At 67.1% G+C, this 26,399-nt stretch carries 28 protein-coding genes; 16 read left to right on the forward strand and 12 right to left on the reverse strand.

Annotated elements, in window-relative coordinates; translation table 11 throughout:
- Nucleotides 1-56: 56 nt before the first annotated feature.
- The gene (locus HQ325_RS12885; RefSeq protein WP_222630113.1) at nt 57-896 is read right to left on the reverse strand and encodes a type IV toxin-antitoxin system AbiEi family antitoxin domain-containing protein; all 840 of its coding nucleotides are present in this window, start codon (nt 894-896) and stop codon (nt 57-59) included.
- Between the two features lie 169 nt (nt 897-1,065).
- The gene (locus HQ325_RS12890) at nt 1,066-1,980 is read right to left on the reverse strand and encodes an oxygenase MpaB family protein (RefSeq protein WP_222630115.1); all 915 of its coding nucleotides are present in this window, start codon (nt 1,978-1,980) and stop codon (nt 1,066-1,068) included.
- 54 nt (nt 1,981-2,034) lie between these two features.
- Here HQ325_RS12890 and HQ325_RS12895 point away from each other — a divergent pair, with 54 nt between their 5' ends.
- Nucleotides 2,035-2,616 carry a TetR/AcrR family transcriptional regulator gene (locus HQ325_RS12895; RefSeq protein ID WP_222630117.1) on the forward strand — a complete coding sequence of 194 codons (582 nt, stop codon included), beginning with the start codon at nt 2,035-2,037 and terminating at the stop codon, nt 2,614-2,616.
- An 8-nt stretch (nt 2,617-2,624) separates the two neighbouring features.
- Nucleotides 2,625-3,524, forward strand: coding sequence for an alpha/beta fold hydrolase (locus tag HQ325_RS12900; RefSeq protein WP_222630119.1), 900 nt, complete (start codon nt 2,625-2,627; stop codon nt 3,522-3,524).
- On the opposite strand, the gene HQ325_RS12905 is transcribed toward HQ325_RS12900, so the two are convergent.
- Nucleotides 3,521-3,841, reverse strand: a complete 321-nt coding sequence (locus HQ325_RS12905; RefSeq protein ID WP_222630121.1) for a putative quinol monooxygenase — start codon at nt 3,839-3,841, stop codon at nt 3,521-3,523. The genes HQ325_RS12900 and HQ325_RS12905 overlap by 4 nt on opposite strands.
- A 73-nt stretch (nt 3,842-3,914) precedes the next feature.
- On the opposite strand from HQ325_RS12905, the gene ligD reads away from it, so the two are divergent.
- Nucleotides 3,915-4,868, forward strand: coding sequence for a non-homologous end-joining DNA ligase (ligD, locus tag HQ325_RS12910; protein WP_222630123.1), 954 nt, complete (start codon nt 3,915-3,917; stop codon nt 4,866-4,868).
- On the opposite strand, the gene HQ325_RS12915 is transcribed toward ligD, so the two are convergent.
- Nucleotides 4,849-6,177 carry an FAD-dependent oxidoreductase gene (locus HQ325_RS12915; RefSeq protein ID WP_222630125.1) on the reverse strand — a complete coding sequence of 443 codons (1,329 nt, stop codon included), beginning with the start codon at nt 6,175-6,177 and terminating at the stop codon, nt 4,849-4,851. The genes ligD and HQ325_RS12915 overlap by 20 nt on opposite strands.
- Nucleotides 6,178-6,211: 34 nt before the next feature.
- Nucleotides 6,212-8,104, reverse strand: a complete 1,893-nt coding sequence (gene htpG / locus HQ325_RS12920) for a molecular chaperone HtpG (RefSeq protein WP_261778364.1) — start codon at nt 8,102-8,104, stop codon at nt 6,212-6,214.
- A gap of 167 nt (nt 8,105-8,271) precedes the next feature.
- Here htpG and HQ325_RS12925 point away from each other — a divergent pair, with 167 nt between their 5' ends.
- A complete protein-coding gene (locus HQ325_RS12925; RefSeq protein WP_222630129.1) occupies nt 8,272-8,568 on the forward strand; it encodes a hypothetical protein in 297 nt (98 codons plus the stop codon).
- Nucleotides 8,569-8,676: 108 nt separating this feature from the next.
- Nucleotides 8,677-9,384: a hypothetical protein gene (locus HQ325_RS12930; protein ID WP_222630131.1), complete on the forward strand. Its 708-nt coding sequence runs from the start codon at nt 8,677-8,679 to the stop codon at nt 9,382-9,384.
- A gap of 6 nt (nt 9,385-9,390) precedes the next feature.
- Here the strand turns inward: HQ325_RS12930 and HQ325_RS12935 are convergent, their stop codons facing one another.
- Nucleotides 9,391-9,993 (reverse strand): hypothetical protein, encoded by a 603-nt coding sequence (locus HQ325_RS12935; RefSeq protein ID WP_222630134.1) that lies wholly within the window; start codon nt 9,991-9,993, stop codon nt 9,391-9,393.
- A 78-nt stretch (nt 9,994-10,071) separates the two neighbouring features.
- Between HQ325_RS12935 and HQ325_RS12940 the strand changes: the two genes are divergently transcribed.
- Complete coding sequence (locus HQ325_RS12940) at nt 10,072-11,511, forward strand: glucose-6-phosphate dehydrogenase (NADP(+)) (RefSeq protein ID WP_222630138.1); 1,440 nt, start codon at nt 10,072-10,074, stop codon at nt 11,509-11,511.
- A gap of 97 nt (nt 11,512-11,608) precedes the next feature.
- The gene (locus HQ325_RS12945; RefSeq protein ID WP_222630140.1) at nt 11,609-11,851 is read left to right on the forward strand and encodes a hypothetical protein; all 243 of its coding nucleotides are present in this window, start codon (nt 11,609-11,611) and stop codon (nt 11,849-11,851) included.
- A 17-nt stretch (nt 11,852-11,868) separates the two neighbouring features.
- Here HQ325_RS12945 and HQ325_RS12950 read toward each other — a convergent pair whose 3' ends face one another.
- The gene (locus tag HQ325_RS12950; protein WP_222630143.1) at nt 11,869-12,093 is read right to left on the reverse strand and encodes a PspC domain-containing protein; all 225 of its coding nucleotides are present in this window, start codon (nt 12,091-12,093) and stop codon (nt 11,869-11,871) included.
- Nucleotides 12,094-12,263: 170 nt separating this feature from the next.
- Here HQ325_RS12950 and ppk2 point away from each other — a divergent pair, with 170 nt between their 5' ends.
- On the forward strand, nt 12,264-13,130 hold the full coding sequence (gene ppk2, locus HQ325_RS12955) for a polyphosphate kinase 2 (RefSeq protein ID WP_308014560.1): 867 nt from the start codon (nt 12,264-12,266) through the stop codon (nt 13,128-13,130).
- A gap of 1 nt (nt 13,131) precedes the next feature.
- Here the strand turns inward: ppk2 and HQ325_RS12960 are convergent, their stop codons facing one another.
- The gene (locus tag HQ325_RS12960; protein WP_222630146.1) at nt 13,132-15,195 is read right to left on the reverse strand and encodes a prolyl oligopeptidase family serine peptidase; all 2,064 of its coding nucleotides are present in this window, start codon (nt 15,193-15,195) and stop codon (nt 13,132-13,134) included.
- Nucleotides 15,196-15,482: 287 nt separating this feature from the next.
- Between HQ325_RS12960 and HQ325_RS12965 the strand changes: the two genes are divergently transcribed.
- From HQ325_RS12965 to HQ325_RS12975, 3 genes are read left to right on the forward strand one after another with little or no spacing between them, the layout of a single operon-like run.
- Nucleotides 15,483-16,046 (forward strand): hypothetical protein, encoded by a 564-nt coding sequence (locus tag HQ325_RS12965; protein ID WP_222630149.1) that lies wholly within the window; start codon nt 15,483-15,485, stop codon nt 16,044-16,046.
- 10 nt (nt 16,047-16,056) lie between these two features.
- Nucleotides 16,057-16,674, forward strand: coding sequence for a TMEM175 family protein (locus HQ325_RS12970; RefSeq protein ID WP_222630152.1), 618 nt, complete (start codon nt 16,057-16,059; stop codon nt 16,672-16,674).
- Nucleotides 16,671-17,630, forward strand: coding sequence for a dipeptidase (locus tag HQ325_RS12975; protein ID WP_222630156.1), 960 nt, complete (start codon nt 16,671-16,673; stop codon nt 17,628-17,630). Before HQ325_RS12970 ends, HQ325_RS12975 begins: the two co-directional genes overlap by 4 nt.
- Nucleotides 17,631-17,667: 37 nt before the next feature.
- Here HQ325_RS12975 and HQ325_RS12980 read toward each other — a convergent pair whose 3' ends face one another.
- Nucleotides 17,668-18,090: a nitroreductase/quinone reductase family protein gene (locus tag HQ325_RS12980; RefSeq protein WP_222630159.1), complete on the reverse strand. Its 423-nt coding sequence runs from the start codon at nt 18,088-18,090 to the stop codon at nt 17,668-17,670.
- A 167-nt stretch (nt 18,091-18,257) separates the two neighbouring features.
- Here HQ325_RS12980 and HQ325_RS12985 point away from each other — a divergent pair, with 167 nt between their 5' ends.
- Nucleotides 18,258-19,106: an aldo/keto reductase gene (locus tag HQ325_RS12985; RefSeq protein ID WP_222630161.1), complete on the forward strand. Its 849-nt coding sequence runs from the start codon at nt 18,258-18,260 to the stop codon at nt 19,104-19,106.
- Between the two features lie 130 nt (nt 19,107-19,236).
- Complete coding sequence (gene lpdA, locus HQ325_RS12990) at nt 19,237-20,640, forward strand: dihydrolipoyl dehydrogenase (RefSeq protein WP_222630163.1); 1,404 nt, start codon at nt 19,237-19,239, stop codon at nt 20,638-20,640.
- A gap of 60 nt (nt 20,641-20,700) precedes the next feature.
- Here the strand turns inward: lpdA and HQ325_RS12995 are convergent, their stop codons facing one another.
- Nucleotides 20,701-21,279, reverse strand: a complete 579-nt coding sequence (locus HQ325_RS12995; RefSeq protein ID WP_222630164.1) for a carboxymuconolactone decarboxylase family protein — start codon at nt 21,277-21,279, stop codon at nt 20,701-20,703.
- Nucleotides 21,280-21,329: 50 nt separating this feature from the next.
- On the opposite strand from HQ325_RS12995, the gene HQ325_RS13000 reads away from it, so the two are divergent.
- Together HQ325_RS13000 and HQ325_RS13005 are read left to right on the forward strand one after the other, a co-directional pair.
- The gene (locus HQ325_RS13000) at nt 21,330-21,563 is read left to right on the forward strand and encodes a helix-turn-helix transcriptional regulator (RefSeq protein ID WP_222630166.1); all 234 of its coding nucleotides are present in this window, start codon (nt 21,330-21,332) and stop codon (nt 21,561-21,563) included.
- The gene (locus HQ325_RS13005; protein WP_222630168.1) at nt 21,560-22,054 is read left to right on the forward strand and encodes a DUF2029 domain-containing protein; all 495 of its coding nucleotides are present in this window, start codon (nt 21,560-21,562) and stop codon (nt 22,052-22,054) included. The genes HQ325_RS13000 and HQ325_RS13005 overlap by 4 nt, the downstream gene beginning before the upstream one ends.
- A 1-nt stretch (nt 22,055) precedes the next feature.
- Here the strand turns inward: HQ325_RS13005 and ramB are convergent, their stop codons facing one another.
- Both ramB and HQ325_RS22830 read right to left on the reverse strand, forming a co-directional pair.
- Nucleotides 22,056-23,468, reverse strand: a complete 1,413-nt coding sequence (gene ramB / locus HQ325_RS13010) for an acetate metabolism transcriptional regulator RamB (RefSeq protein WP_222630170.1) — start codon at nt 23,466-23,468, stop codon at nt 22,056-22,058.
- A gap of 9 nt (nt 23,469-23,477) precedes the next feature.
- Nucleotides 23,478-24,584 carry a GNAT family N-acetyltransferase gene (locus HQ325_RS22830; RefSeq protein ID WP_222630172.1) on the reverse strand — a complete coding sequence of 369 codons (1,107 nt, stop codon included), beginning with the start codon at nt 24,582-24,584 and terminating at the stop codon, nt 23,478-23,480.
- Between the two features lie 428 nt (nt 24,585-25,012).
- On the opposite strand from HQ325_RS22830, the gene aceA reads away from it, so the two are divergent.
- Nucleotides 25,013-26,302, forward strand: coding sequence for an isocitrate lyase (gene aceA / locus HQ325_RS13020; RefSeq protein WP_027506305.1), 1,290 nt, complete (start codon nt 25,013-25,015; stop codon nt 26,300-26,302).
- Nucleotides 26,303-26,399: the final 97 nt, after the last annotated feature.

The raw sequence follows: 26,399 nt of genomic DNA on the forward strand, positions 1-26,399 counted from the left end.
CCACACGATCGTCGACGATTCCGCGAATCAGCAGAATCAACGATGATCGTGTGTGCTCACACCCGCGCGAGCGACCGTCGCCGGCGCACCGTCTCGATGATCTCGTCCGCGACTGCGGCTACGCTCGCCTTCACCGTGGCAGCGGAGTACCTCAGAACCAGCCAGCCGTCCAACACCAGTGCGTTCTGTCGACGGCGATCGCTGGTGAAGACGTCTGCAGCCGTGTGGAATTCACGCCCATCGATCTCCACCACCACGCGCCCGCGCCGGTCCACCAGATCTCCGTAGTAGGGACCCACCTTCCCGTTGATCTCCAGGTGCATGTTGCGGGCGGTGAGAGCTCGCGCCACCATGCGCTCGGGTTCGGACAGTGTGTGAGGGCATGCTCGCCGCAACTGGTCACGCAGCAGACGCATGCCGGTCATCCCCTTCGCCTCCTCGCACAGCTGAGCCAGGGAACGCCAGCTCACCGCCCGTGACAGCGCCCTGTCGATCACCTTCTCGAACTGCGGCCGGGTCAACGTGCCGGCGACGTCGAGGATCGCGTGCTCGAGGGACACGACAGGTATGTCACCCAACCATCTGACGTTCGTCAGGGTCCGACGATGGACACGCACCCAGTCCGGACCTCCCGCGTACCCCGTCGACGGCACCGTCACGTGGACCATGGAGGGTTCCGCCGGGAGCAGCCCCCAGATCCAGGCTGCGGTGTCGTGACTCGCGACGGCATGCGGTTTCCACAGTCGGACCGCCGCACACCTGTCCTCGTACGTGGGTGGTTCGGTGGAGTACACGCCGGGCACTAGACGGTGCAGTTCGCCGGACGCTGCTCTGCGGTCGACGGTCGAGCCGCTGATGCCGCCGGCGATCAGCTGTCGTCTGGTGTGAACTCCCATCGGCCGAGTGTGAGTCTCGCGTGGGATGTCGAGGTCTGACGGTGGTCCGCGCCTGTGGACGGAGCACTCGCTCGTGCACAACGAGATCCACCAGCTTGCGTGTGAAACCACACGATGATGCTCGACGTCGCGGATCTGCAGAATCGAGGGCGATCCCGACGACTCAGCCTCAGCGCCCGGAAACGTAGTGCCGCGGGTTCTCCCGACGACCCGGGGGCGGGAGGTTGCGGTCCGGGGTCTCGACCAGCGGGGCGGTGGCCGGGATCCGACCGGCGGCGCGGTCCAGTCCGGCGCGCGCTCGCGGATGCTTGCGCCGCCGCGCCGGCACGGCCCGGAACACCACGTTCACCAGAAGGCCGAGGCGCCGCAGCCAGCGCTCGTCCCGGTCGGTCCACGTGTAGCCCAACAGGTCTCGGATCGACGGGTCGTAGAGCCCGACGGTGATGCGCCGGAAGGTGCGGTCGACGACCGGGCGCATCCGGGACCACAGCCACTCGGGTATCGGCAGGAACGGCGGCACCGGCACGGACGACATGTCGAGGACCAGGCGCGCGGCCGGGGTGTCCTCCAGAACGGTGCGACACATCCGGTCCCAGTACGCCTGGAAGTCGGACCACGTCTCGGGCACGGGGCGCATGCTCATGCCGTACAGGGCGTACCACCGTCGGTGCTCGTCGAACAACTGCTCGCGCTCGGTGTCGGTGATGCCGCCCATGAAGTACTCGGCGGTGCGCATGGTCCCCACGAAGAATGTGGCGTGCGCCCAGTAGAAGATGTCGGGATCGAGGGCGTGGTACGGCCGTCCGTGTGCATCGAGTCCGCTGATGTCGTTGTGGTAACGCCTGATTCGTTCCGCGGTCTCGGGTGCGCGGTCACCGTCGAACACGACGCCGCCGATGGGATAGAGCGAGCGCATGACGCGCTCCCAGCGCTCGACCTCGAACGTCGAGTGCTCGCTGACGGCCGCGCCGAGACCCGGGTGCATGTTCTGCATCGAGCCGGCCCACGGTCCCTGCAGGATCCCGCGCCAGTCTCCGAACCAACGCCAGGTGAGGGAGTCGGAGCCGAGCGTCTGACTACGCATGTTGTCACCGTAGAGTCGAGTGAGCACGGCAGTCAACAGTGAGGTGTCATCGACGTGACCACGCTCGAGGCGCGACGCGAGCAGCGGCGCGCGGCACTGCTCGCGGCCGGGATCGAACTGCTGGGAGCGGTCGGTGGTCCGGCGGTGAGTGTGCGGGCGGTGTGCTCGCGGGCGTCCTTGACCGAGCGCTACTTCTACGAGAATTTCGGCGACCGTGACTCGTACGTCCGCACGGTGTACACCGCGGTGGCCGAGGAGGGGCGCGATGCACTGGTCCGCGCGGTGGGTCAGGCCCGCCGCCCGGAGGAGCGCGCACGCCGCGCCGTCACTGCGTTCGTCGAGCTCATGATCGACCGTCCCGAACACGGCCGAGTGCTGTTGTCGGCGCCGTTCGCCGATCCGGCGCTGAGCACCTGGGGGCGACGCACCATGCCGATCTTCGTCGCGCTCATCGGCGACAACCTGCCGGCCGAGTCCGACGACGTCGACCGCCTGCTGACTGCCACCGGTGTCGTCGGGTCGCTGACGGCCCTGTTCACGGCGTACCTCGACGGCGAGATCCGGGTGGAACGGCAGCGCCTCGTCGACCACTGCACAAACCTGGTGCTGTCCGCGAGCAACCGACGCACGGCATGATGGCGGGCATGGAGCTGGTGCGCGCAGGAGTACTCGACGTGGGCGTCGAGCGGTACGGCGACCCGAGCGGCCCGTCGGTCGTGCTGCTGCACGGGTTTCCGTACGACACCCGGTCCTACGACGACGTCGCCCGACTGTTGGCGGATTCGGGTGCCGACGTGGTGGTGCCGTACCTGCGCGGCTTCGGGCCCACGCGGTTCGTCGAGGACATCGCGATGCGGTCGGGAGAGCAGGCCGCGTTGGCGCACGATCTGCACGACCTCATCGGGGCGATGGCACTCGACCGTCCGATCGTCGCCGGCTACGACTGGGGTGGTCGCGCGGCGTGCGCGGTGGCGGCGCTGTGGCCCGAGTCGGTGTCCGGTCTGGTCAGCGTGTCCGGCTACCTGGTCCAGGACATCGAGGCTGCCGTGACGACGCCCGCGCCGCCGCACCTCGAGAAGCGGTACTGGTACCAGTACTACCTGCACTCGGAGCGCGGCCGCGCCGGCCTCGCTGCCTACCGCGCCGAGATCGCGCAGACGTTGTGGACCGACTGGTCGCCGACGTGGCGGTTCGGCGACTCCGAATTCGCCGCCACCGCGGCATCATTCGACAACCCGGACTTCGTCGACGTCGCGGTGCACTCGTATCGGCACCGGTACGGACTCGCGGCGGGGGACCCGCGGTACGCGGCCACGCAGGACGCGCTCGCAGGTCAGCCGCCGATCACGGTGCCGACGGTCGTCCTCGATCCGACGGAGGACACGGTCGCCGCCCTGTACGGATCGCCCGACCACGGCGCGCACTTCACAGATCTCGTCGACGTGCGTGCGGTCGACGCCGGCCACAACCCGCCGCAGGAACTGCCCGGGGTGTTCGCCGATGCCGTCCGCACGCTCGCCGAGGTCGTGGCGGCGCGGGACTAGACCGCGAGTTCGCCGAGCTCCGACCAGTCGGTCCCCTCAACCTCGGTGCTGACGATCTTCGGGGTCTCCTGCAGGTACGGCGGGAGGTCCTTCTGTGCCTGCTTGAAATGGTCCGACTGTACGTGTGCCGCACCGGCGTCCGGGTCGCGGAATGCTTCGACCAGCACGTACTCGGTGGGATCGGCGAGTGTGCGCGACCAGAAGTACCAGAGGCATCCCTCTTCCGCCTGGCATGCCTCGGTGAAAGCGCGGGAGATCTCGGGCCACTCGTCCGCGTGCTCTGCCTTCACTCGAAACTTGGCCGTGATGAAGATCAAGGGGTGCTCCTTCGCTCGTACGAAACTCCGACGTGTACCTGTGTACCCCCTCCGGCCGCACTAGTATCGCGTCATGGCAGCCACGTCACCGGCGATCGAGCTCGAGGTCAGCGGACGTACGGTGCGCGTGTCGAACCCCGACCGCGTGTACTTCCCGGCGAGCGGCGCCACCAAGCGGGATCTCGTCGAGTACTACCTGTCCGTCGGCGACGGCATCGTGCGCGCGCTGCGGGAGCGGCCCTGCATGATGCACCGGTTCCCCGACGGTCTCGCCGGGGAGAAGGTGCATCAGAAGCGGTTGCCGAAGGGTGCTCCGGACTGGATGGAGACGGTGCGGGTCACCTTTCCGCGCTACAACCGCACCGCGGACGAACTCTGCGTCACCGAGCTGGCGCACGTGATCTGGGCCGTGCAGATGTCGACCGTGGAGTTCCATCCGTGGAACAGCCGGCGCGCCGACGTGGAGAGTCCGGACGAGTGGCGCATCGACCTGGATCCGATGCCGGACTGCTCCTTCGACCGGGTACGCCGGGTGGCGGCGGTGACGCGCGAGGTGCTCGACGAACTGGGTGCCGTGGGTTGGCCGAAGACGTCGGGCGGCAATGGCCTGCACGTGTACGTGCGGATCGCGCCGGAGCAGGGCTTCGCCGACGTGCGCAGGGCTGCACTGGCGTTCGCCCGGGAAGTGGAACGGCGCGCGCCGGACGACGTGACCACGACGTGGTGGCGCAAGGATCGCGACCCGACGAAACTGTTCGTCGACTACAACCAGAACGCCCGCGACCACACCATCGCCAGCGCGTACTCCGTGCGCGGCAATCAGGACGCGACGGTGTCGACGCCGATCACGTGGGACGAGATCGCCGACGTGGAGCCGCGGGACCTCACCATGTACACGGTGCCGTCCCGATTCGCGGACCTCGGTGATCTGCACGCAGGAATCGACGATGCCGTGTACTCGATCGCCCCGCTGATCGAGTGGGCCGAGCGCGACGAGCGGGCGGGGCTCACCGAACCGGACGAATGACCTCACGCGCCGCTCGCCGACCGGAGCGCACGGCCCCGTCGAGGTAGCCGGGCCAGCGATCGGCCAGATCCGTTCCCGCCCAGTGCACGCGGTCCGTGGTCAGGTCCTGATGGTGGAAGACGCCTCCGTACGGCGGGATCGCGGTGGGCGCCCCACCCAGCCAGGGTTGCGCCGACCAGGTGATGTCGTCGACACGACGAGGTGACCGCGCCCGAGGGCCGAACAGCCGCACCAGCTCGGCGACGACGATGTCACGGCGATCACCGCGGGAGAACAGATCTGCGGCAGCTCGACCGCCGCTGAAGGCGACCAGAATTCCGGGCGAGTCCCCGCCGGCGTTGCCGTCGACGATCATCTGGACCGGGCCGTCGACGTCGAGCGCCGTTCCGGTGAGTCCGTTCTCGCGCCACCACGGACTGTCGTACACGACGATGGTCTTCGCGTACTCGCCCATACGGGAGGTGCGCATCCGGTCCCCGAGTCCGGCGGGGAGCGCGCCGTCGATGTCGGCGGCGCGGGGGAGGGGAACGGCGAGAACCACCGACGCTGCGCGGACGGTGCCGTCCGCGGTGACCACGTCGACCCCGGTGGCGTCCGGCCGGATCGCGGTGACCGGTCGAGCCGTCTCCGGCGGGGTGGAGAGTTGCTGTGCCACAGCGGAGATCAGCGATGCGGTGCCGTCCACGAAGAACCGTTCCTGCGCTCCGTCGCGCACCTCGGCGATCGCCCGCAGGCTACCGGCCGCGCGCAGGTACTGCAGTGCGGCGCGGGCGGGGACCTCGTCCGGGTCGGCGCCGAAGATCAGCCGGAAGAAGCACGTGAGGATGTCGCGGCCGTACGCGGACGGGAACAGCCGACGGGCGAGGACGTCGGACATCTCGTGATCGTCCGGGCGCCACGACGACAGCAGCGGCACCGCGCGGTCGACGGTGCGGACCGCCAGGTCGAGTCGCGCGATACCCGACCCGACGGGTAGCCACTCGCGAACGGGGATGCGCGGCACCTGACCGTGATATCGGTGGACGCGGCCGGCGGCCGCGAACACTTCGTCCGCACCGCGTCGTCGGCGCGGTTCGGGAGCCGTGTCGACACCGAACTCGGCGGCGAGTGCGAGCACCGCGGTCTGGTCCCCACCGATCCAGTGGGCGCCGTGATCGACGTGGTGGCCGTCCGTGTCGACGGTGAGAACCTTGCCGCCGATCCGGTCGGCGGCCTCGAGGACGGTGACCGAGCGCCCCGCCCTGGTCAGGTCGAGTGCTGCCACCAACCCGCTGAGCCCCGCCCCGACCACGACCACGTCCCCCGACATATGCCCACCCTACGGGTGGGCATATGTCGTCAGGTCACATCGTGCGTGTCAGCCTCTCCGCCAACAACTTCGCGAACGACGCCGGGTCGTCGAGTTCGCCACCCTCGGCGAGCAGTGCCGTCCCGTAGAGCAGCTTGGCGGTCTCGGCCAGCGCCATCTCGTCCTTCTTCTCCGCGTGGGCCTTCTCCAATGCGGTGACCAGGGCGTGGTCCGGGTTGAGCTCGAGAATGCGCTTGGTCTTGGGGACCGGCTGACCGGAGGCGCGGTACATCTTCTCGAGCTGGGGGCTCAGGGAGAAGTCGTCGCCGACGATGCAGGCGGGTGAGGTGGTCAGTCGTGAGGACAGGCGGACCTCCTTCACGTCGTCGGACAGCGTCTCGGCCATCCATGTGGTGAGGTCGGCGAACTGTGCCTTCCGCGCGTCCTTCTCCTCGGTCTCCGCCTCGTCGTCGCCCAGATCGACGGCACCCTTCGCGATGGAGCGGAACGGCTTCCCGTCGAACTCGGGCACCGACCCGGTCCACATCTCGTCGACGGCGTCGGTGAGGATCAGCACCTCGAGCCCCTTGGCGGTGAACGCCTCCATGTGCGGGGAGTTCTCCACCTGCTGACGCGACTCACCGGTCATGTAGTAGATCGCGTCCTGGCCGTCCTTCATCCGAGAGACATACTCCGCCAACGTGGTCGGCTTCTCGTCGCTGTGGGTGCTGGCGAAGGACGACAGCTCGAGGAGAGTGGACTGGTTGTCGTGGTCGGAGAGCAGGCCTTCCTTGAGGGCGCGGCCGAACTCGGTCCAGAACGTCGTGTACTTCTCCGGCTGGTTCGCCTGGAGATCCTTGACTGTGCTCAGCACCTTCTTCGTCAGGCGGCGCCGGATGGCGCGGATCTGGCGATCCTGCTGCAGGATCTCGCGAGAGACGTTCAGTGACAGGTCCGCCGCGTCGACGACACCCTTGACGAAGCGCAGGTACTCGGGCACCAGCTCCTCGCAGTCGTCCATGATGAACACGCGCTTCACGTACAGCTGGATGCCGATCTTCGACTCCCGCATGAAGAGGTCGAACGGTGCGCGCGACGGGATGAACAGCAGGGCCTGGTACTCGAAGGTGCCCTCGGCCTTCATCGGCACGACCTCGAGCGGCTCGTCCCAGGCGTGGCTGACGTGGCGGTAGAACTCGGTGTACTCCTCGTCCGAGACCTCGTCCTTCGAGCGCGTCCACAGCGCCTTCATCGAGTTGACCGTCTCGTCCTCGAGCACCGTCGTGGCGTCGTCGCCCTCGCCGGTGGTCTTCTCGACCTGCATGCGGATGGGCCACGCGATGAAGTCCGAGTACCGCTTCACCAATTCGCGGATCTTGTGCTCGGACGTGTAGTCGTAGAGGTGATCCTCGTCGTCGGCCGGCTTGAGGTGCAGAGTCACGGCGCTGCCCTGAGGCGCGTCGGACACCTCCTCGATGGTGTACGTGCCCTCACCGCTGGACTCCCACCGAGTCGCGGTGTCCTCGCCCGCGCGCCGGGTCACGAGGGTGACCTTGTCGGCGACCATGAACGTGGAGTAGAAGCCGATTCCGAACTGGCCGATGAGCTCCTCGGACGCGGCCGCATCCTTCGCTTCCTTCAGCTTCGCGCGGACCTCGGCGGTGCCCGACTTCGCGAGCGTGCCGATGAGATCGACGACCTCGTCGCGCGACATGCCGATGCCGTTGTCCCGCACCGTGAGGGTGCGGTTCTCCTTGTCGATCTCCAGGTCGATGTGGAGATCGGAGGTGTCGGCGCCGAGATCCTTGTTCTGGAACGACTCGAGTCGCAGCTTGTCCAGTGCGTCCGACGAGTTGGACACCAACTCGCGGAGGAACGAGTCCTTGTTGGAGTAGACCGAATGGATCATCAGATCCAACAGCTGCCGTGTCTCGGCCTGGAACTGCATTTCTTCGACGTGCGCGGTCACGTGACTCCCCTGATCGAAACAAGTGCCTGGTGGACCTTCCTATTTTACGGCAACCGTGTCTGCTGTCCCGCGTCCCTCTTCCCTCGTAACAGTCCGAACGGTACGGTTCGTGAAGGCCGGGACTCTCTCATCGGAAGGTGCGTGTCATGGTGCGAATCGGAGTGCGGCGAATGATCGGTGGGGTGCTGGCCGTCGGAGCTGTCACGGCGGGATCGGTGCTGGCAGGGGCGGGAACCGCCTCTGCGGAGCCGACCTACGTCGGGCCGCTGTACTACGAGGTGGTGCCGGGGTTCTTCCCCACGTGTCCGGACGTCGCTGCGGCAGCGCGCGCCAAGGGCACGACCATCCTGGTCGACTGCATCCGCTGGTTCGGACCTCAGCGCGGTTTCTCGCTGACTCCGTACCAACTCATTGCCGGCATCGCACCCCTCGACGGCAGTTAGTCGGCTCGTGTCCCGATCGTGACGTGAGCGCAAGTAACTTTCGTCACGAAGAGACCGATGGGTATGTCAGAGGGGACGGCGACCGGCCGGCTCCGGACAGGAGTCGACATGCCGTTCTCGATGAGCACACGGGCCGCCGTCGCGGCCGCTCTGGTCGCCGGCGCTGCGGTGCTGGGAGCCTGTTCGGCTCCGGAGCAGCCGACGTCCGCGACGGCGGTTCCGGCGCCCGCCGAAACATCGGTCGTGACGCCGACGTCGGTCGTGGCGCCGACGGGAACACCGGTCACGGCCCCGAGCGAACCGCCCACCGATGCCGCGGCGGATCAGCCCGACGCCGAGGAACAACCGGTCGACCAGTCGCCGTCCACAGTGTCCCCGGCAGACGCACTCCCGCGTCCGGGGTCGCAGGAGGTGTCGGTGGACACCGAGCTCTTCCGCGACAGCGGCGGGGCCGGTGAGGGGTACTACTTCCGGACACCGTCGGGAAACGTCTCGTGCGGACTCTTCCCGAACGGAACATCGGTGGGATTCCTGGGATGCCAGGCCGTGTCCAGCGTCGCTCCCGACGAGGGTGAGGTCTGCTCGAACGGTCCCGCCAGCAAGTACGCCGTCCGGGTGGAGAGCACCGGGCCGATTCACTACTGCACGAATCAGGGCTATTTCACCGGCTCGGAGAACATCCGCACACTGCAGTACGGCGAGGTGATCAACACGGGGCAGAGCTTCTGCGTCTCTCGGGAGGACGGTGTCGCGTGTGCGCGCGTCGGCTCGAACGCGTTCTTCCTCTCCCGTGACGAGAACACCACCCTGCGGTGACGTCGGTCAGCGGTGGTCGATCGTCGTGCGTACTCGCGTCGACGACGGGGCCGCGGGGGTGGAACCGAACCCGAACCTCACCGGCGGTTCCACCGGCGACAGGTGCCCCAGATCGTCGCCCTTCCACGACGCCGTCGCGCCGACGATGCTGTGTTGCCCTCGTGCGCCGTAGTACTCGCGCCGTCCACCGCCGGCCGTACCCTTGGTGCGCACGCCGCGCATCACGACCCGCGCGATCGGGTCGCTCACCGCGGCGAACCAGGGTGCGGTGACCACCGATGTCGGTGCGAGAGCGAGGAGCCGCCCGAGCAGGGTGGGGCCGCCGATCTGGAACGACACCTCGAGATCACCCGCTGCGACGCTGACGCGGCCCCCTTCTCGGTGGTACGAGACGTCGGTGATGGTCGTCGTGTCGAACCGGTAGGTCGCGGTGACGAACTCGCGGACCGCGTCGGACGGCGCCAGCAGGAGTCGCTCGCCGTCCGCGAACTCGACCATGACGTCGGTGAAGTCACCGAGAGGCGAGGACGTCCAGTGGCCGACGACGATCCTGGTTCCGCTGGAGGTCCCGAGACCGGCGATGTCGCCGTCGAAGATCGATCGTGTCACCGGCTCGACAGTAGCGTCGACGCGGCACTGTGAGGCGATCGAGGTTCGGGCGAGCCCCCGACTGGGCATCATGGAGGCATGGCTGACACTGCGACATCCGAATCCGGCGGGGCTCCGACCATCTTCGTGCTCTTCGGGGCGACGGGAGACCTTGCCAAGCGCATGGTGCTGCCGGCGTTCTACGAACTGGCACAGGAGGGACTCCTGCCCGAGCAGTGGGCGCTGGTGGGCAACGGTCGAGGTGAGAAGACCGACGGCGAGTTCCGTGAGCACATTCGCGCGGCGCTCGAGGAGTTCGGTCCCGGCGAGGGTGTCGACAGCATCGACGAGAAGGTGTGGTCGTCGTTCGCGGACCGTGTTCGCTTCGCGGGCAACGGGTTCACCGCCGACGATCCGGGTGACCTGTTGTCGGTCATCGGAGACGTGAAGGACGAGCTGGGCGGCGACGTGCAGCTCGTGCACTACATCGCCCTGCCGCCGTCGACCTTCATCGACTACACCGAGGCACTGGGCGCGCACGATCTCGCCGAGGGCTCACGCGTGGTCTACGAGAAGCCGTTCGGCACGTCGCAGGAGAACTTCGAGAAACTCGACGAGGCGGTCCATGCCATCGTCGACGAGAAGCAGGTCTATCGGATCGATCACTTCCTCGGTAAGGAGAACACGCAGAACCTGCACATCCTGCGCTTCGCGAACGGGATGATCGAGGGAATCTGGAACCGGGAACACGTGGAGCAGGTGCAGATCGACGTGCCGGAGACGCTGGACATCGACGATCGCGCCGAGTTCTACGATGCCACGGGTGCCGTGCTCGACATGTTGGTGACGCACCTGTTCCAGGTCGCGGCCGAGGTGGCCATGGAGCCGCCGCTCAGTCTCGGCGCGGACGATCTGCAGACGGCTCGTGAGTCCGTCATCGCGGCGTTCCGCCCGCTCGACACGTCCGAGGTGGTCCTCGGTCAGTACCGCGGGTACCAGGACGTCGAGGGAATCGCGGACGACTCGTCGACCGACACATTCGTCGCTGCGCGCATGTGGGTCGACACCGACCGGTGGCGCGACGTTCCCTTCGTCCTGCGCACCGGCAAGATGCTGGGGACGAGCACGCAGCGCGTGTCGCTCGTGTTCCGTCGCCCAGAGGGACCGGTCAAGCATCTCCCGGCGGACGGCGCCGTGCTGACGTTCGATCTGTCGGGCGACGGCCGGGTGGACATCGCGATGACGGTCAAGGAGCCCGGCCCCGGCGAGGACCTCGGGATCGGTCGCATGTCGCTCGACCTGTCGACGGTGTCGGACGCCGAGCCGCTGTCGCCCTACTCGCGACTCATTCTCGACGTTCTCGATGGTGACCGATCCCTGTTCACCCGTCCCGACGGGCTGGCGCACGTGTGGGATGTCGCCGCACCGCTGTTGACCACTCCGCCGACCGTGCTGCCGTACGAGCCGGGCTCGATGGGACCGGAGGCCGCCGACGAACTCGCGTCTCCCTGTGGCTGGTTGGTGACCGGCGACAAGTGACTCGACGGTAAGGTCGGCGGCTCCCGAGAATCCGGACTTTTACGCCAGGAATCCATTCCTTTCCTGGTCCCCTGCATTTACAGTCCAGCCCACGGCCATGGCGGTCGTCACCGCCATTCCCTGTGCGGTGTCTCGGAAAGGGCGACGAACGATGCCGTTCGAAGTATTGGCTGGACTGCTCGACGGAGTTCTCGGCGGCGGCACGACCGGCGGCGGGTTGCTGGGTGGCGGGCTGCTGAATGGCGGGCTGCTGGGTGGTGCGCTCGATTCGGTGCTCGACGGTGTGAGCGGGCTGCTCGACGGCCTTCTCGGAACCGGCGGAACGGGCAGCGGGAGCTGATCCCCGCCCCGTGATGGTCATGCTCGGGGAACGAGCATGACCATCGCGAGGTAGAGCAGGGCGACGGTACCGAAGGAGACCAGGGCGCCGACCACCGTGAGGGCGCGCACCAGGCTCGGGTCCCATCCGGTGTACGCGGCGACACCGCCGCAGACGCCGGCGATCCAGGCGTCGTCTCGGCTCCTGGTGAGCTGCGTGGTGTGGTTCGGGTGCACGGTGGAGTCGCTCTCGTGGAATGTCATGTCTCCATCGTGAGTTCCGCGAGGGCGCGGGACCATCGGTGACCACCCCGAGACGCACCCTGAATCTCCCGAGCCACGGCATCTGCTGTTCACCCCGCGCTCACCGTCCCGTCTCCGACGGCTCGTAGGTTCCTGGCGTGACCGCTCTCGATGACTTCGCCCTGTCCCGGATCGTGGATCTCTCGGACACCTCGTCGTTCAGCGTGCGCGACGAGGACGACGACGACCCCGTGCTGCTGACCGGCGACGGAGTCCCGGTGGACACCTGGCGTCAGGCGTACCCGTACGACGAGCGGATGCCGCGTACGGAATACGAAGGTACGAAACGGCTTCTGCAGATCGAGCTGCTGAAGCTGCAGATGTGGATCAAGGAGACCGGAGGCCGCCACGTCATCGTCTTCGAGGGTCGCGACGCTGCCGGCAAGGGCGGCACGATCAAGCGCTTCATGGAGCATCTCAACCCGCGCGGTGCGCGGGTGGTCGCACTCGAGAAGCCGTCGCCGCGCGAGTCGACGGAGTGGTACTTCCAGCGTTACGTCACCCATCTTCCGGCTGCCGGTGAGCTGGTCCTGTTCGACCGCTCCTGGTACAACCGGGCGGGCGTGGAACGTGTCATGGGTTTCTGCAGCGATGAGCAGTATCACCGATTCCTCCACCAGGCACCGTTGTTCGAGCAGATGCTCGTCGACGACGGAGTGCAGCTGACCAAGTTCTGGTTCTCCGTCTCCCAGCTCGAACAGCGAACGCGCTTCGCCATCCGCCAGGTCGATCCGGTGCGGCAGTGGAAGCTCTCGCCCATGGATCTCGCCTCGCTGGACAAGTGGGACGCGTACACGAGGGCGAAGGAGGACATGATCCGGTTCACCCACACCGATCACGCCCCCTGGACGACGGTGAAGAGCAACGACAAGAAACGCGCCCGCCTCGAGGCGATGCGCTTCGTGCTGAACAGCTTCGACTACTCGAACAAGGACCACGAGGTGGTGGGGCGCCCGGATCCGTCCATCGTCGGACTCGCGGAACCGGACACCGACTGACCTAGCGGGTGCCGCCCCCGAGCGTCCGCCACAGGAACGTGTACGCCAGCGCGGACTTGAATGCGGCCTGCGCGTTGTCGGCCGCGCCGCCGTGGCCGCCCTCGATGTTCTCGTAGTAGGAGACGTCGTACCCATACTCCTCGAGGAGGGCGTCCATCTTGCGCGCGTGCCCGGGGTGCACACGGTCGTCCCTCGTCGACGTCGTGATGAGGATCGGCGGATACACACCGATCGAGTTCCCCGGCGGTGAGACGTTCTGGTACGGGCTGTACTCGGAGATGAAGGCCCACTCGTCGGGATCGTCCGGATCCCCGTACTCGGCCATCCAGGACGCACCGGCCAACAGGCGGTGGTACCGCTTCATGTCGAGCAGCGGCACCTGACACACGATGGCGCCGAACAACTCCGGGTACTTGGTGAGCATGATGCCCATGAGCAGACCGCCGTTGCTGCCGCCCTGCGCGCCCAGCTGGTCCGGGGTGGTGATGCCGCGCTCCACCAGATCGCTCGCGACCGCCGCGAAGTCCTCGTGCACCTTGTGTCGACCGGACTTCAGAACCTCGGTGTGCCACGACGGCCCGTACTCGCCGCCGCCGCGGATGTTCGCCACCACGTAGGTACCGCCCCGAGCCAGCCAGGCCGCGCCGACCACGCCGCTGTACGAGGGGGTGAGTGAGACCTCGAAACCGCCGTATCCGTAGAGGAGGGTGGGGCCTGCGGCCGTCGGACGGTCCTGCGTTCCGGGGTTCCGTACGACGAAGTAGGGCACGCGTGTGCCGTCGAGTGAGGTGGCGAAGTACTGCTCGACCGCGAGGCCCGTGGTGTCGAAGAACGCGGGAGCGGACTTCAGTACCTCGGGTTCGGTCCCGACGGTGCCCACCAGGAGGGTGGACGGAGTGAGGTGGCCGCTCGCATCGAGGAAGTACTCGTCACCACCGAACTCGGGGTCCGTGCCGATGACGGTGACGTCGACGGCGTCCGGAAGTCCCTGCAGGCGTTCGGAGGTGACCGTGTCGCCCAGCGTCACCACGTGCACGCTGGATCGGACGTCCTCGAGCAACACCATCAGCAGATGGTTCTCGGTCCAGGCGTACTGGTGCAGCGACGTGCGGGCATCGGGGGCGAAGACGACGATCAGATTCCGTGCGCCCGCCAGGAACTCGTCGATCCTCGCGGCCACGAGCGAGCCTGCGGCGTACTCGGCGCCGTCGACGGTCCACGGGGTCGTCAGGCGAACGGTCAACCAGTTCTCGTGCAGGGACACCGAGGCGTCGGTGGGCACGTCGAGGACCGTGGTCGATCCGTCGTCGTGAAGGATCGCGGTGACGGCGTTGAAGAAGTCGGTGGCGCGCTGGACGAGGCTGCGTTCGAAGCCGGGGGTCGCATCGTGGGAGGCGGACACCGCGACGTCGGTCTGCTCACCCTCGTAGACGACCGGGGCCTGCGCGAGGGGCGTTCCGCGGTGCCATCGGTGTGCACGCCGGGGGTACCCGGAGTCGGTGAGCGACCCCGGTCCGAGATCGGTGCCGACGAAGACGGTGTCCGCATCGATCCAGTCGATGTCCGTCTTCGCTTCGGGGACGACGAAGCCACCGTCCTCGGGAGTGACGAAGGATCGGGACGTGAGCGAGTACTCGCGGATCACCGATGCGTCCGCGCCGCCGCGCGACAGGGAGATCAGAGCGCGGTCGAACGACGGCCGGAGAACCTGCGCGCTCTTCCACACCCAGTTCTCGCCCTCGGACTCGGCGAGGGCGTCCAGATCGATGATCACGTCCCACGCGGGACTGTTCTTCCGGTACTCCTCCATGGTGGTGCGCCGCCACAGCCCACGGGGGTGCGACGCGTCCTTCCAGAAGTTGTAGAGGTGGTCGCCGCGCTTGCGTGCGTAGGGGATGCGTGCATCGGTGTCGAGGATGCTCCGGATGCCGGACTCGAGTGCGCGGAACTCGTCGTTCGCGGCGAACTCGTCGACCGTGCGCGCGTTACGAGCGCGGACCCACTCCAGGGCGGCGTCGCCGGTCACGTCTTCGAGCCACTCGTACTTGTCGGTCACGCCCACCATTCTGCCCGTGGCTCGACACCGATGCCGTGCGCCGAAACAGTGCGTCGAGGAACCTTAGTGGTATCAAAACAAGATCTGGGTATGTTTGTGGGGTAGTATCACGCCACAAAGGACGGAAAGAGTCCGTATTCGGTCGGGGAGACCATCACAGGGAGTGGATGATGACCGTGTCGATCCAGAGCGGCGGCGTCGGAGCCGTGACGAACCATGACGTGACCGGGCACCGCGCGCCCGTTTCCGGGAACCTCGTTCACGGTACTTCGGCTCGGAGAACCGATTATGCGGGTGTGCGTGTGGTGTACCTCGGACACCGGTCGGCGGTGGTCACGGCAGAGTTGCGTCCGGCCCTGCCCGGCGCCGAGGTGACCTTCGTCGACGCGGATCGTCTGCACGAGCTGTGCGTCGACGGCGAGGCGATCGTCCTGATGGACGGGTCGCACGACCCGGCCGACATCCCCGCGCTTCTCGAGGTCGCGGCGCGCCGCAGCGTCGGCATGGTGGTGGGATCCCGCAGCATCACGGGTGGGCGAGACGGCTCGCCCGCGGTAGGCCGAGTGGGCACGAGGGTCGCGAACGCGGTGATCCGGCACACCGCAGATCTGCCTCTGCGCGACGTCACCTCCAGCTTCCGCGTGTTCACGGGCGACGCCTGGCGGTCCATCGGCGGCGCCGAGGCGCTTCGCGGTGGCCTCCTGCCGTCCCTCGTCACGTCCGCACACGCGGTGCACCATCAGCGCTGGATCATCGCCGAGGTGCCGGTGAGCACGCGGCCGGTGTCCGTCGGTTCGCGGCCGCACATCGGAGCTCTCCTGCGCACCGTCGTCGCCCTCTCGAGGCGTCGCCGGGCCTAGAGTCGTCCGGGTGACCGAAGCCGACACCGAGGTGCGCTCCCAGCAGGGTCTGGACCGCATCGTGTTCTTCTCCGACGCAGTCGTGGCGATCGCCATCACCCTTGTCGTCCTCCCGCTCGTGGACAGTGCCCGTGACACCCCGGAGGGCGCGGGCGCGTTCCTGCGCGAGAACGGCTATGCACTCGTGGCTGCGGGCATAAGTTTCGCGGTCATCGCGGGGTTCTGGCGCGATCATCACGCGCTCTTCGCTCGTGTCACGGGATACGACGAGATCGTCATGCGGCTCAACCTCCTGTGGCTCGCCGGCATCGTGCTGATGCCCGTGGCGACCGTGCTGGAGGTCGCGGCTCCCCACGGAGACCCGTTGTCGGTGGGCCTGTACCTCGGGGTCATCGCCGTGACCATGATCGTGTCCCGCCTCCTCGCGGCACGCGTACGCGCCGCGGGGTTCCTGCGCGGCGACCTCCGTCCCGGCGTGCGCGGCGCGGCGGTGCCCTGGGTGCCTGTCGCCCTGTTCGTGGTGGTCTCCGCAGTGGCGCTGCTGATCCCGTCGGTGGGCCTCTACGCACTGCTCGCGATGCTGTTCGCCCCGTTGCTCTCTCGCGCGCTGGCCGGGAGTGCGCGGTGACAGCGCTGTGGGAGCAGCACACCTGCCTGCCGCTGTACGCGGACACCGACATCACCGAACTGGCGCGGTACGAGGTGGGGACTTACCTTTCCGTCAACGTCGGCTACTCGCCCCACACGAAGGCGTCGGCGACGACGTTGGCCACGACGTGGAGTGCCCGAGCACTCGCGGACGGGCGCTTCCTTCCGGTGCGGAGCGTCACCGACATCGACGACGCCCGACGACAGGGGCTGCGTGCCCTGGCCTTCGACCTCGAGGACTCCGCTCCTCTCGACGGCGATCTCGACAACGTGCGGCACTTCGTCGAGCTGGGCGTGCGCTCGCTGCTGCCCACCTACAACCACGCGAACGCCGCGGGATGCGGATGCCTCGACGCCGACGACACGGGTCTCACAGCCCACGGACGCGACCTGGTCCGGGTGATGAACGAGGCGGGCATGGCCGCGGACGGGTCGCACTGTTCCCGGCGGACGGGGCTCGACATCGCCGCGACGACGTCCCGACCGATGATCTACAGTCACTCCAATTTCGGTGCGCTGTGGGAACATCCGCGCAACATCACCGACGAGCAGGCGCGTGCGTGCGCCGACACCGGCGGCGTGATCGGCATCAACGGGGTGGGCATCTTCCTCGGCGTCAACGAACCCGAACGTGGCGCGGATCGGGTGCGCGCGATGGCCGACCACCTCGAGTACGGCGTCGACCTGGTCGGCATCGATCACGTCGGAGTCGGCAGCGACTATTCCTTCGACCACGAGGACTTCAACACCGAGTTGGCGCTCCACCCCGAGGCGTTCTCCGAGGAGTACACGAGATACGGCTCGCTGCAGTGGGTTCCGCCCGAGGACACGCACACGCTTCCGGCCGTGCTCGCCGAACGCGGGTGGGACGAGGGTGCGGTAGCGGCTGTGTTCGGCGGCAACTTCCGTCGCGTGGCCGACGCTGTGTGGACCTGACGCCGTGTGGACCTGACGCCCGCTGGACCCGACCCTGTCAGGCGGGCGTCAGGCGGAAGATCGGGAACTGTCGCCCCTCCGCCGTCGTCGTGTACTCGAGGAAGCCGGGGGACGCCGAGGTGAACTTCGCCCAGTGAGTCTCCCATTCGTCGTCGGGCACCTCGGTGACGTCGACGGCGATGGTGCGTACGGTCGCGTCGTCGCCGGGGACCTCCATGTCGATGCGTGGGTGAGCCCGGAGGTTGTGCACCCATGCGGGATCCTTCACCGCCCCCGCCGCGGAGCCCACCACCAACCAGGTGCCGTTCTCGGAGATCGCGAAGAGTGGGTTCAGTCGCACCTCGCCGCTGCGCGCACCGATCGAGTGCAGCACCACGAGGTTGTCGCCGAATCCGGCTGTGCGGACGTGGCCGGCGTTGTCCCGGAATTCGGAGATGACCTGCTCGTTGAAGTCGCTCATCCGACCATCATCACCGGCGGGAATCGGAATGAGAAGAGTCGACGAGGGGAATAACGACCGAGTCGCCCCCCTTGCACCTGTGGAGAGTGCGCGTTGCTTGGTCCGCTCGTGGACCGGGTAGTCCGCTCGCAGCTTCACCAGAACTCGACGACGAGGAGATATCCCCCATGACACAGGTTCCTTCGATTTCCCTCAACGACGGCCGTTCCATCCCGCAGCTCGGTTTCGGCGTCTTCCAGATCGAGCCGGAGAAGACCGCCGATGCCGTCCGCACCGCGATCGAGGTCGGCTACCGCCACCTCGACACCGCGCAGATGTACGGCAACGAGAAGGAGACCGGCCAGGGAGTGAAGGACTCGGGCGTCTCCCGTGACGACGTCTGGATCACCAGCAAGCTGAACAACGGCTTCCACCGCCCCGACGACGCCCGTCGCTCGTTCGACGAGACACTCGAGAAGTTGGGCACCGACTACATCGACCTGTTCCTCATCCACTGGCCGCTGCCGACGCAGTACGGCGGTGACTACGTCTCCACCTGGAAGGTTCTGGAGGAGTTCACGAAGGACGGACGGGCGCGCAGCATCGGTGTCTCGAACTTCCAGGTGCCGCACCTCGAGAAGTTGGCGCAGGAGACCGAGACCGTCCCGTCGGTCAACCAGATCGAGGTCCACCCGTACTTTTCGAACTACCAGGTGCGCGCGTACGGCGCGGAGCACGGCATCGCCACCGAGGCGTGGTCACCCATCGCGCAGGGCAAGGTTCTCGGTGACCCCGAGCTCGAGCGCATCGCGAAGGATGTCGGCAAGACCACCGCGCAGGTCACCCTCCGCTGGCACATCCAGCGCGGCGACATCATCTTCCCGAAGTCGGTCACGCGCGAGCGTGTCGAGGCGAACTTCGACATCTTCGACTTCGAACTCGACGACCGTCAGATCGCGGACATCTCGGCGCTGGACAAGGGCGAGGACGGCCGCACCGGCCCGAACCCCGACACCTTCGACATGATCCCCGACTGAATAGAGCCGCTGAAATAAAGGCACGAAAGGTCCGGTTACCCCTGCGTGAAGGCCGGAGGACGGCCGGCTACCGGTGGGTAACCGGACCTTTCGATGTGTGTCCGGATCGACGGGACTAGGGTGGACAACCGTGACCTCACACTATGACGTCGTCGTTCTCGGAGCCGGACCCGGTGGGTACGTCGCAGCCATCCGCGCGGCGCAACTGGGCCTGAAAACCGCCATCATCGAGCAGAAGTACTGGGGCGGTGTCTGCCTCAACGTGGGCTGCATCCCGTCCAAGGCCCTGCTGCGCAACGCCGAACTGGCACACCTGTTCACCAAGGAAGCCAAGCAGTTCGGCATCTCCGGTGACGTGTCGTTCGACTTCGGCGCTGCCTATGATCGCAGCCGCAAGGTCGCGGACGGTCGCGTCAAGGGCATCCACTTCCTGATGAAGAAGAACAAGATCGACCAGCTCGACGGCAAGGGGTCGTTCACCGACGCCAACACCATCGAGGTGGAGCTGACCAAGGGTGGCAGCGAAACCGTCACCTTCGACAACGCGATCATCTCCACCGGAAGCACCACGAAGCTGCTGCCGGGAACCTCGCTGAGCGAGAACGTCGTGACGTACGAAGAGCAGATCATGACGAAGGACCTTCCGGGGTCCATCCTCATCGTCGGCGCGGGCGCCATCGGCATGGAGTTCGGCTACGTCCTCAAGAACTACGGCGTCGACGTCACCATCGTCGAGTTCCTCGATCGCGCACTCCCGAACGAGGACGAGGACGTCTCCAAGGAGATCGCCAAGCAGTACAAGAAGCTCGGCGTGAAGATCATGACCGGCGCCGCGGTGCAGAGCATCGACGACGACGGCAGCAAGGTCACCGTCGCGATCAAGAACAACAAGAGCGGCGAGACCGAGACGGTCACCGTCGACAAGGTCATGCAGTCCGTCGGATTCGCTCCCCGTGTCGACGGTTTCGGGCTCGACAAGACGGGCGTCGAGGTCACCGATCGCGGCGCCATCGCCATCGACTCGGTCATGCGCACCAACGTGCCGCACATCTACGCCATCGGTGACGTGACGGCGAAGCTACAGCTCGCCCACGTCGCCGAGGCGCAGGGTGTCGTGGCGGCCGAGACCATCGGCGGTGCCGAGACGCTTCCCATCGACGACTACCGCTTCATGCCGCGCGCGACGTTCTGTCAGCCCCAGGTGGCCAGCTTCGGTCTGACCGAGCAGCAGGCCAAGGACGCCGGCCACGACATCAAGGTCGCGACGTTCCCGATGACGGCGAACGGCAAGGCGCACGGCCTCGGCGATCCCACCGGCTTCGTCAAGCTCATCGCCGACACGAAGCACGGCGAGTTGCTCGGCGGGCACCTCATCGGACCCGACGTCTCGGAGCTCCTCCCGGAGCTGACGCTCGCGCAGAAGTGGGATCTGACGGCCACCGAACTCGCGCGCAACGTGCACACGCACCCGACGCTCTCCGAAGCACTCCAGGAGGCCATCCACGGCCTCGCTGGGCACATGATCAACTTCTGATCCTCCGACGAGAACACCCCGGCCGCTCACGAGCGACCGGGGTGTTTCTCGTCTGTACTGCTACTGGTAGTCGCGTGGGATGCGCAGTGTCGTGATCGTGGCGGCGAGCCCGTCGTACTGGGTCACCAGCAGCACGAACTCGATGAGCGATCGGGACGACCAGAGCGTCGTCAGTTCGGTCCACGTGGCATCGGACAGATCGCGGGTCGACACCAGCTCGTCCACGGCGCGCAGGATCAGGGCGGTCCGACTGTCGAGACCCGGAGCGTCGGGGCCGGCGGCGATGGCGTCGGCGAGGGCCTCGTCGATTCCGGCGCGCTTGCCCAGACGTAGATGATGGTCCTGTTCGTACCGGCAGTCCCGGAGTGCCGCGACACGCAGGATCACCGTCTCGGTGTCCTTGCGGGGCAACCCGCCGAACGGCATCAGGCGGCCGCTGTAGAACAGCCAGGCGCGGAACAGGCCGCCCGTCTGCCCCAATGTGGAGAACAGGTGCATGTCGCCGGTGCGGGTGACCGCGCCGGCCAGTCTGGCGATGCCCCAGTTGACGGGACGCAGCGAACGGAGGGTGGCCGGAGGGGTGCGGTGTCCTGTCACGTCGCTGAGGCTAACACCCGAGTCAGGGGCCGGTACCGCCATCGATGTCAAGAAGTCTTGACACGAAAAGACAAGTGCAGTTGACTTGTCTCATGGCCGTGATGAACCGAGTGCGGGAGTTCCGCAAGACATCGCGCCTGACCCAGGCGGAACTGGGGCGGGCGTGCGGAGTGAGCCGGCAGTCGATCGTCTCGGTCGAGGGTGGCGACTATTCGCCCAGCGTGTACCTGGCCCTGAAGCTGGCGGGAGCGCTCGACTCGACGGTCGAGGATCTCTTCCCGCTCACCCCCGATGATCGGCTCGAACCTGAGGAGGAATCGACATGAGCATCTTCACCTCGTCAATGCGAATGGTCGGCGATCTGGACAGCGAGTTCTATGACGACGAGCGTCAGAGGGACGTGTGGAACGAGTCTGCCGCCGTGGGTCTGCAATTGCACATCTTCGGCGGGCTGATCGCCGCCGCCGTCCTCCCGTGGGCTGCCGGACCGACAGGTGCGTGGATCTCGTTGGGCATCATCGTCTTCGGTGCGGTCGTGAACTACGCGACCATCGGGTACGCCAAGTCGAAGAACGTCGACCTGTTCGCGGAGTCGCGGTGGTTCACGGCGCGCGCCAATGTGACTGCCGCATTGATGCTCGTCGCATTCGTCGGCATCGGCGTGACGCTCGCTCCCGACAAGTACCTGCCGAGCCGCGCGGGAGCCGACACGTGGGCGGGCCTGGTGGTCGGGGGGATCGTCGGCGGCGGAGCGGTGGCGCTGATGATCCGGCGCAGCCGCCGTCGCAAGCAGCAGTTCGAGACCGAAGAGGGCTGAGTCAGCGAATGGTGTAGGGCGACACCGAGCTTCGATGTTCGTCGATGTCGAGCTCCTTGCCCAGCGGCGGGAACGCACGCTGCGGGCAGTGGGCGCGTTCGCACACGCGGCACCCGGCGCCGATCGGCGTCGCCACGGAGGATCCGTCCAACTCCAGGCCGTCGGCGTAGACCAACCGATTTCCGTGCCGCACTTCGCACCCGAGTCCGATGGCGAACGTCTTGCCCGGTTCGCCGTAGCGTGCGGCTCGCCGCTCGACCGTGCGCGCGATCCACAGGTAGCGCCGACCGTCGGGCATCTCGGCGATCTGCGTCATGATCTTTCCCGGATAGGCGAACGTCTCGTACACGTTCCACAGCGGGCACGTGCCACCGCTCGACGAGAAGTGGAACCCGGTGGCCGACTGTCGTTTCGACATGTTGCCGGCTCGGTCGACGCGGACGAAGGAGAACGGGACGCCCCTGAGCGACGGCCGCTGCAGCGTCGAGAGCCGGTGGCAGATGGTCTCGTAGCTCACCGCGTAGTAGGCGGAGAGTCGTTCGATGTCGTATCGGAAGTCCTCGGCCACCTCGTGGAAGCGCGCGTAGGGCAGCACGGTCGCCGCGGCGAAGTAGTTGGCGAAGCCCAGGCGAGCCAGCGCGCGCGACTCCTCGCCCGTGAAGCCCCCGTCGTCGACCATGCTGCGGATCAGGTCGCCGTTCTCCAGGTAGGCGAGTTCTGCCGCGAAGCGGAACACCTTCTGGCCGGCCGACAGACGCGGGGAGATCTCGAGAACACGCGTCCGTGCGTCGAAGCGGTGCAGAACGTTCTCGCCGAGGTCGATACGTTCGATGACCTGGACGTCGTACAGATTGCGAAGCCGCTTGGCGATCTCGGCTGCCACGTCCGCCCGGTGGAACCGCAACCGGTTCGCCAGGTCCTCGGCCGCACGATCGAGTGCGTCGAGATAGTTCTGGCGTTGATAGAAGTAGTCGCGGACCTCCTCGTGCGGTTTCGAGATCGACCCGCTGCCGCTGCCGTCGGCGAAGCGGTCCTCGGTCGCCGCCGCCAGTTGGGCGGTGGTGTTGCGGTACCGGCGATGCATGTTGACCATCGCTCGCGCCATCGCGGGGTGCGTGGCCACCAGTTCGGCCAGCTCGTCGATGTCCGCGTCGACGCCGACGTCCTGGTCCAGGGTGACCTCGCGGAGCTCGGCGACGAGCCTCGTGTCGTCCCGAGAAGAGAAGAAGGTGGTGTCGACCCCGAAGACCGTGGTGATGCGCGTCAGGACGGCGATCGACAACGGCCGGACGTCGTGCTCGATCTGGTTGAGGTAGCTGGCCGAGATGTCGAGCCGAGTCGCCAGGGCCACCTGGCTGAGGCCGCGCTCGGTCCGTAGCTGACGGAGACGACTGCCCACGAAGGTCTTGGCCATGACTGCAAGCTACCGCCGTAGCCGCGCGACGAGTCCCGCCGGCGAGAACGATTCGAGTCGACGCACCACGAGGACGAGGAGCGCTGCCGCGGGCACGGTGGTGGGCAGGGCGGTGACCGTGACGGCGCGGTACTCGTCGGTGTTCCACGCCTCTTTGAAGCCGTTCGTCCCGACGCCGAGGTCGATCCGTTCGACGCCGATCTCGCGAGCATGGTCGACGAGGGACTCCATCATCTGATGGCCGGGCTGGGCATCGGCGAAGTCCGGGTCGTAGTGCGTGAGCCAGCCCTCGAAGGTGTTCTTCGACCGGACCAGGAACAGCTGCGCCGCGGCGGTACGACCGACGGCGAGTGTGGCGACAGCGAGTCGCCCCGCCTTCGCCTCACGGCGCAGGACCGACCGCACCAGGTCGCCGAGCGGCGGCGCGAGATAGTCGGTGCGATCCTGGCTCGACACACCGGCCGCGGACAGCTTCGCCATCTCGTCCCAGCTCGCGTCGAGCTGATCGGGTGTGGAGAGAATGTCGATGCTCAGCGGGGTGCCGGCCTCGTCGAGCTCGCGACGGGTCGACCGCAGCCGTCGACGCGACCCGCGGCTGCGCAGACCGACGGCGCCGGGGCCCGTTTTCGGAACGTCGATCACCATGACGGGTCTGCCGGAATTGACCGAGGCGCGCCAGTCGACACTCTCGACGACGTGTCGCAGGGCCGAATCGCGTTCGTCCATCTCGTCGAGATGGACACCGATGCGTCGATCGGCCATCGCGGACCACAGTGCCGTGACGGCTGCATCGTCCTCGGCCAGGATCTCGCTGACCATGCCCAGGTCGTCGCCCATCACGCGGGCGATCCGCACGGGACCGTAGCGGCGAACGACGAACGGTGCGAGAGCGACGAGCCGACCACCACGGTGCACGGTGACGATCAACGGTCGACGCGTGCGACGCAGGCGCAGCGAACCGACGGAGTAATCCGGCCGCGCGGCCACGTGTCTACCTACGCGGTCGGCGAGATCGAGCCACTGCTCCCAGAGCCGGTCGGTGCAGAGCGCGCCGGACCGGGCGGTGCCGTGGAACCGGACGCTGAGGTTCTGGGGGTCCGATCCGGCGGCAGTCACCCTTTCCACGGTACCCGGGAGGAGTGTGGGCCGCCCGTGTCGTGGTCTCCCGCTACCGAGCCGGTCCCGCGGAGAAGTGATGGTGGTCACACGGGGCGCGGCGCGGTGCGGGGCGACCGGACCACTCACGTCGGGCACCCGCCCGACGTCCACCCGCGAAAAAGTACGCCTGTACTGCTAGTTTGGGCTACTGGTGAGTAAGTTCGCCGTCGCCGACGATGGCCGATCTTCGCAAAGTTAGCGAAACCCGCCGAAAAGGTAGCCGCGATTTACAGTCGCAGCACGTGGACAGCGGTTTTTGCGTGTGCCATCCTCGACGAGTACGTCAGAAATGCCTGGCAAGTCTGCAAAGACTGGACGCCAGGCGAAGATGCCCCGGGCCGGTCACGTGCACCGCCCGGGCACACGAACAGAGACGGAGCTTGTCGATGTCGACCACCGGCACACCGAAGACCACGGAAGAGATCCAGAAGGACTGGGACACCAATCCCCGCTGGAAGGGCGTCACCCGCAACTTCACCGCACAGCAGGTGTCAGACCTGCAGGGCAGCGTCGTGGAGGAAGCCACGCTCGCACGTCGCGGCTCGGAGATCCTCTGGGACCTCGTGAACAACGAGGACTACATCAACTCGCTGGGTGCCCTCACCGGCAACCAGGCCGTGCAGCAGGTGCGCGCCGGCCTCCAGGCCATCTACCTCTCCGGCTGGCAGGTCGCCGGTGATGCCAACCTCTCCGGCCACACCTACCCGGACCAGAGCCTCTACCCGGCCAACTCCGTCCCCAGTGTCGTGCGCCGCATCAACAATGCGCTGCTGCGTGCCGACGAGATCGCCAAGGTCGAGGGTGACTCGTCCGTGAAGAACTGGCTCGCCCCCGTCGTCGCCGACGCCGAGGCCGGTTTCGGTGGTGCGCTCAACGCCTACGAGCTGCAGAAGGCCATGATCGCTGCCGGCGCCGCAGGTGTGCACTGGGAGGACCAGCTCGCCTCGGAGAAGAAGTGCGGCCACCTCGGTGGCAAGGTGCTCATCCCCACCCAGCAGCACATCCGCACCCTCACGTCCGCGCGTCTCGCGTCCGACGTCGCCGACGTGCCGTCGGTCATCATCGCCCGCACCGACGCCGAGGCAGCCACGCTGATCACCTCCGACGTCGACGAGCGCGACCAGGAGTTCCTGGACGGAACCCGTACCGCCGAGGGCTTCTTCGGCGTCAAGAACGGCATCGAGCCCTGCATCGCCCGTGCGAAGGCCTACGCCCCGTACGCCGACCTCATCTGGATGGAGACCGGCGTGCCGGATCTCGAGGTCGCGAAGAAGTTCTCCGAGTCGGTTCGCAGCGAGTTCCCCGACCAGCTGCTCGCCTACAACTGCTCGCCCTCCTTCAACTGGAAGGCGCACCTGGACGACGCGACCATCGCGAAGTTCCAGAAGGAGCTCGGCGCGATGGGCTTCAAGTTCCAGTTCATCACCCTCGCCGGCTTCCACTCGCTCAACTACGGCATGTTCGATCTGGCGCACGGCTACGCCCGCGAGGGCATGACGGCGTTCGTCGACCTGCAGGAGCGCGAGTTCAAGGCAGCCGAGGAGCGTGGCTTCACCGCCATCAAGCACCAGCGTGAGGTCGGCGCCGGCTACTTCGACCGCATCGCCACCACCGTCGACCCCAACACGTCGACCGCAGCCCTGAAGGGCTCCACCGAAGAGGGCCAGTTCCACTGATCCGCCACTCCGAGGTTTCAGCGCACTAGTCAGGCGGCTCGCGACATTCGTTGCGGGCCGCCTGTCTCGTATCGGCCCGGCTTCGCCCGTGCCCCAG

This window comes from Rhodococcus sp. BP-349, assembly GCF_019835845.1.
Classification (GTDB): domain Bacteria; phylum Actinomycetota; class Actinomycetes; order Mycobacteriales; family Mycobacteriaceae; genus Rhodococcoides.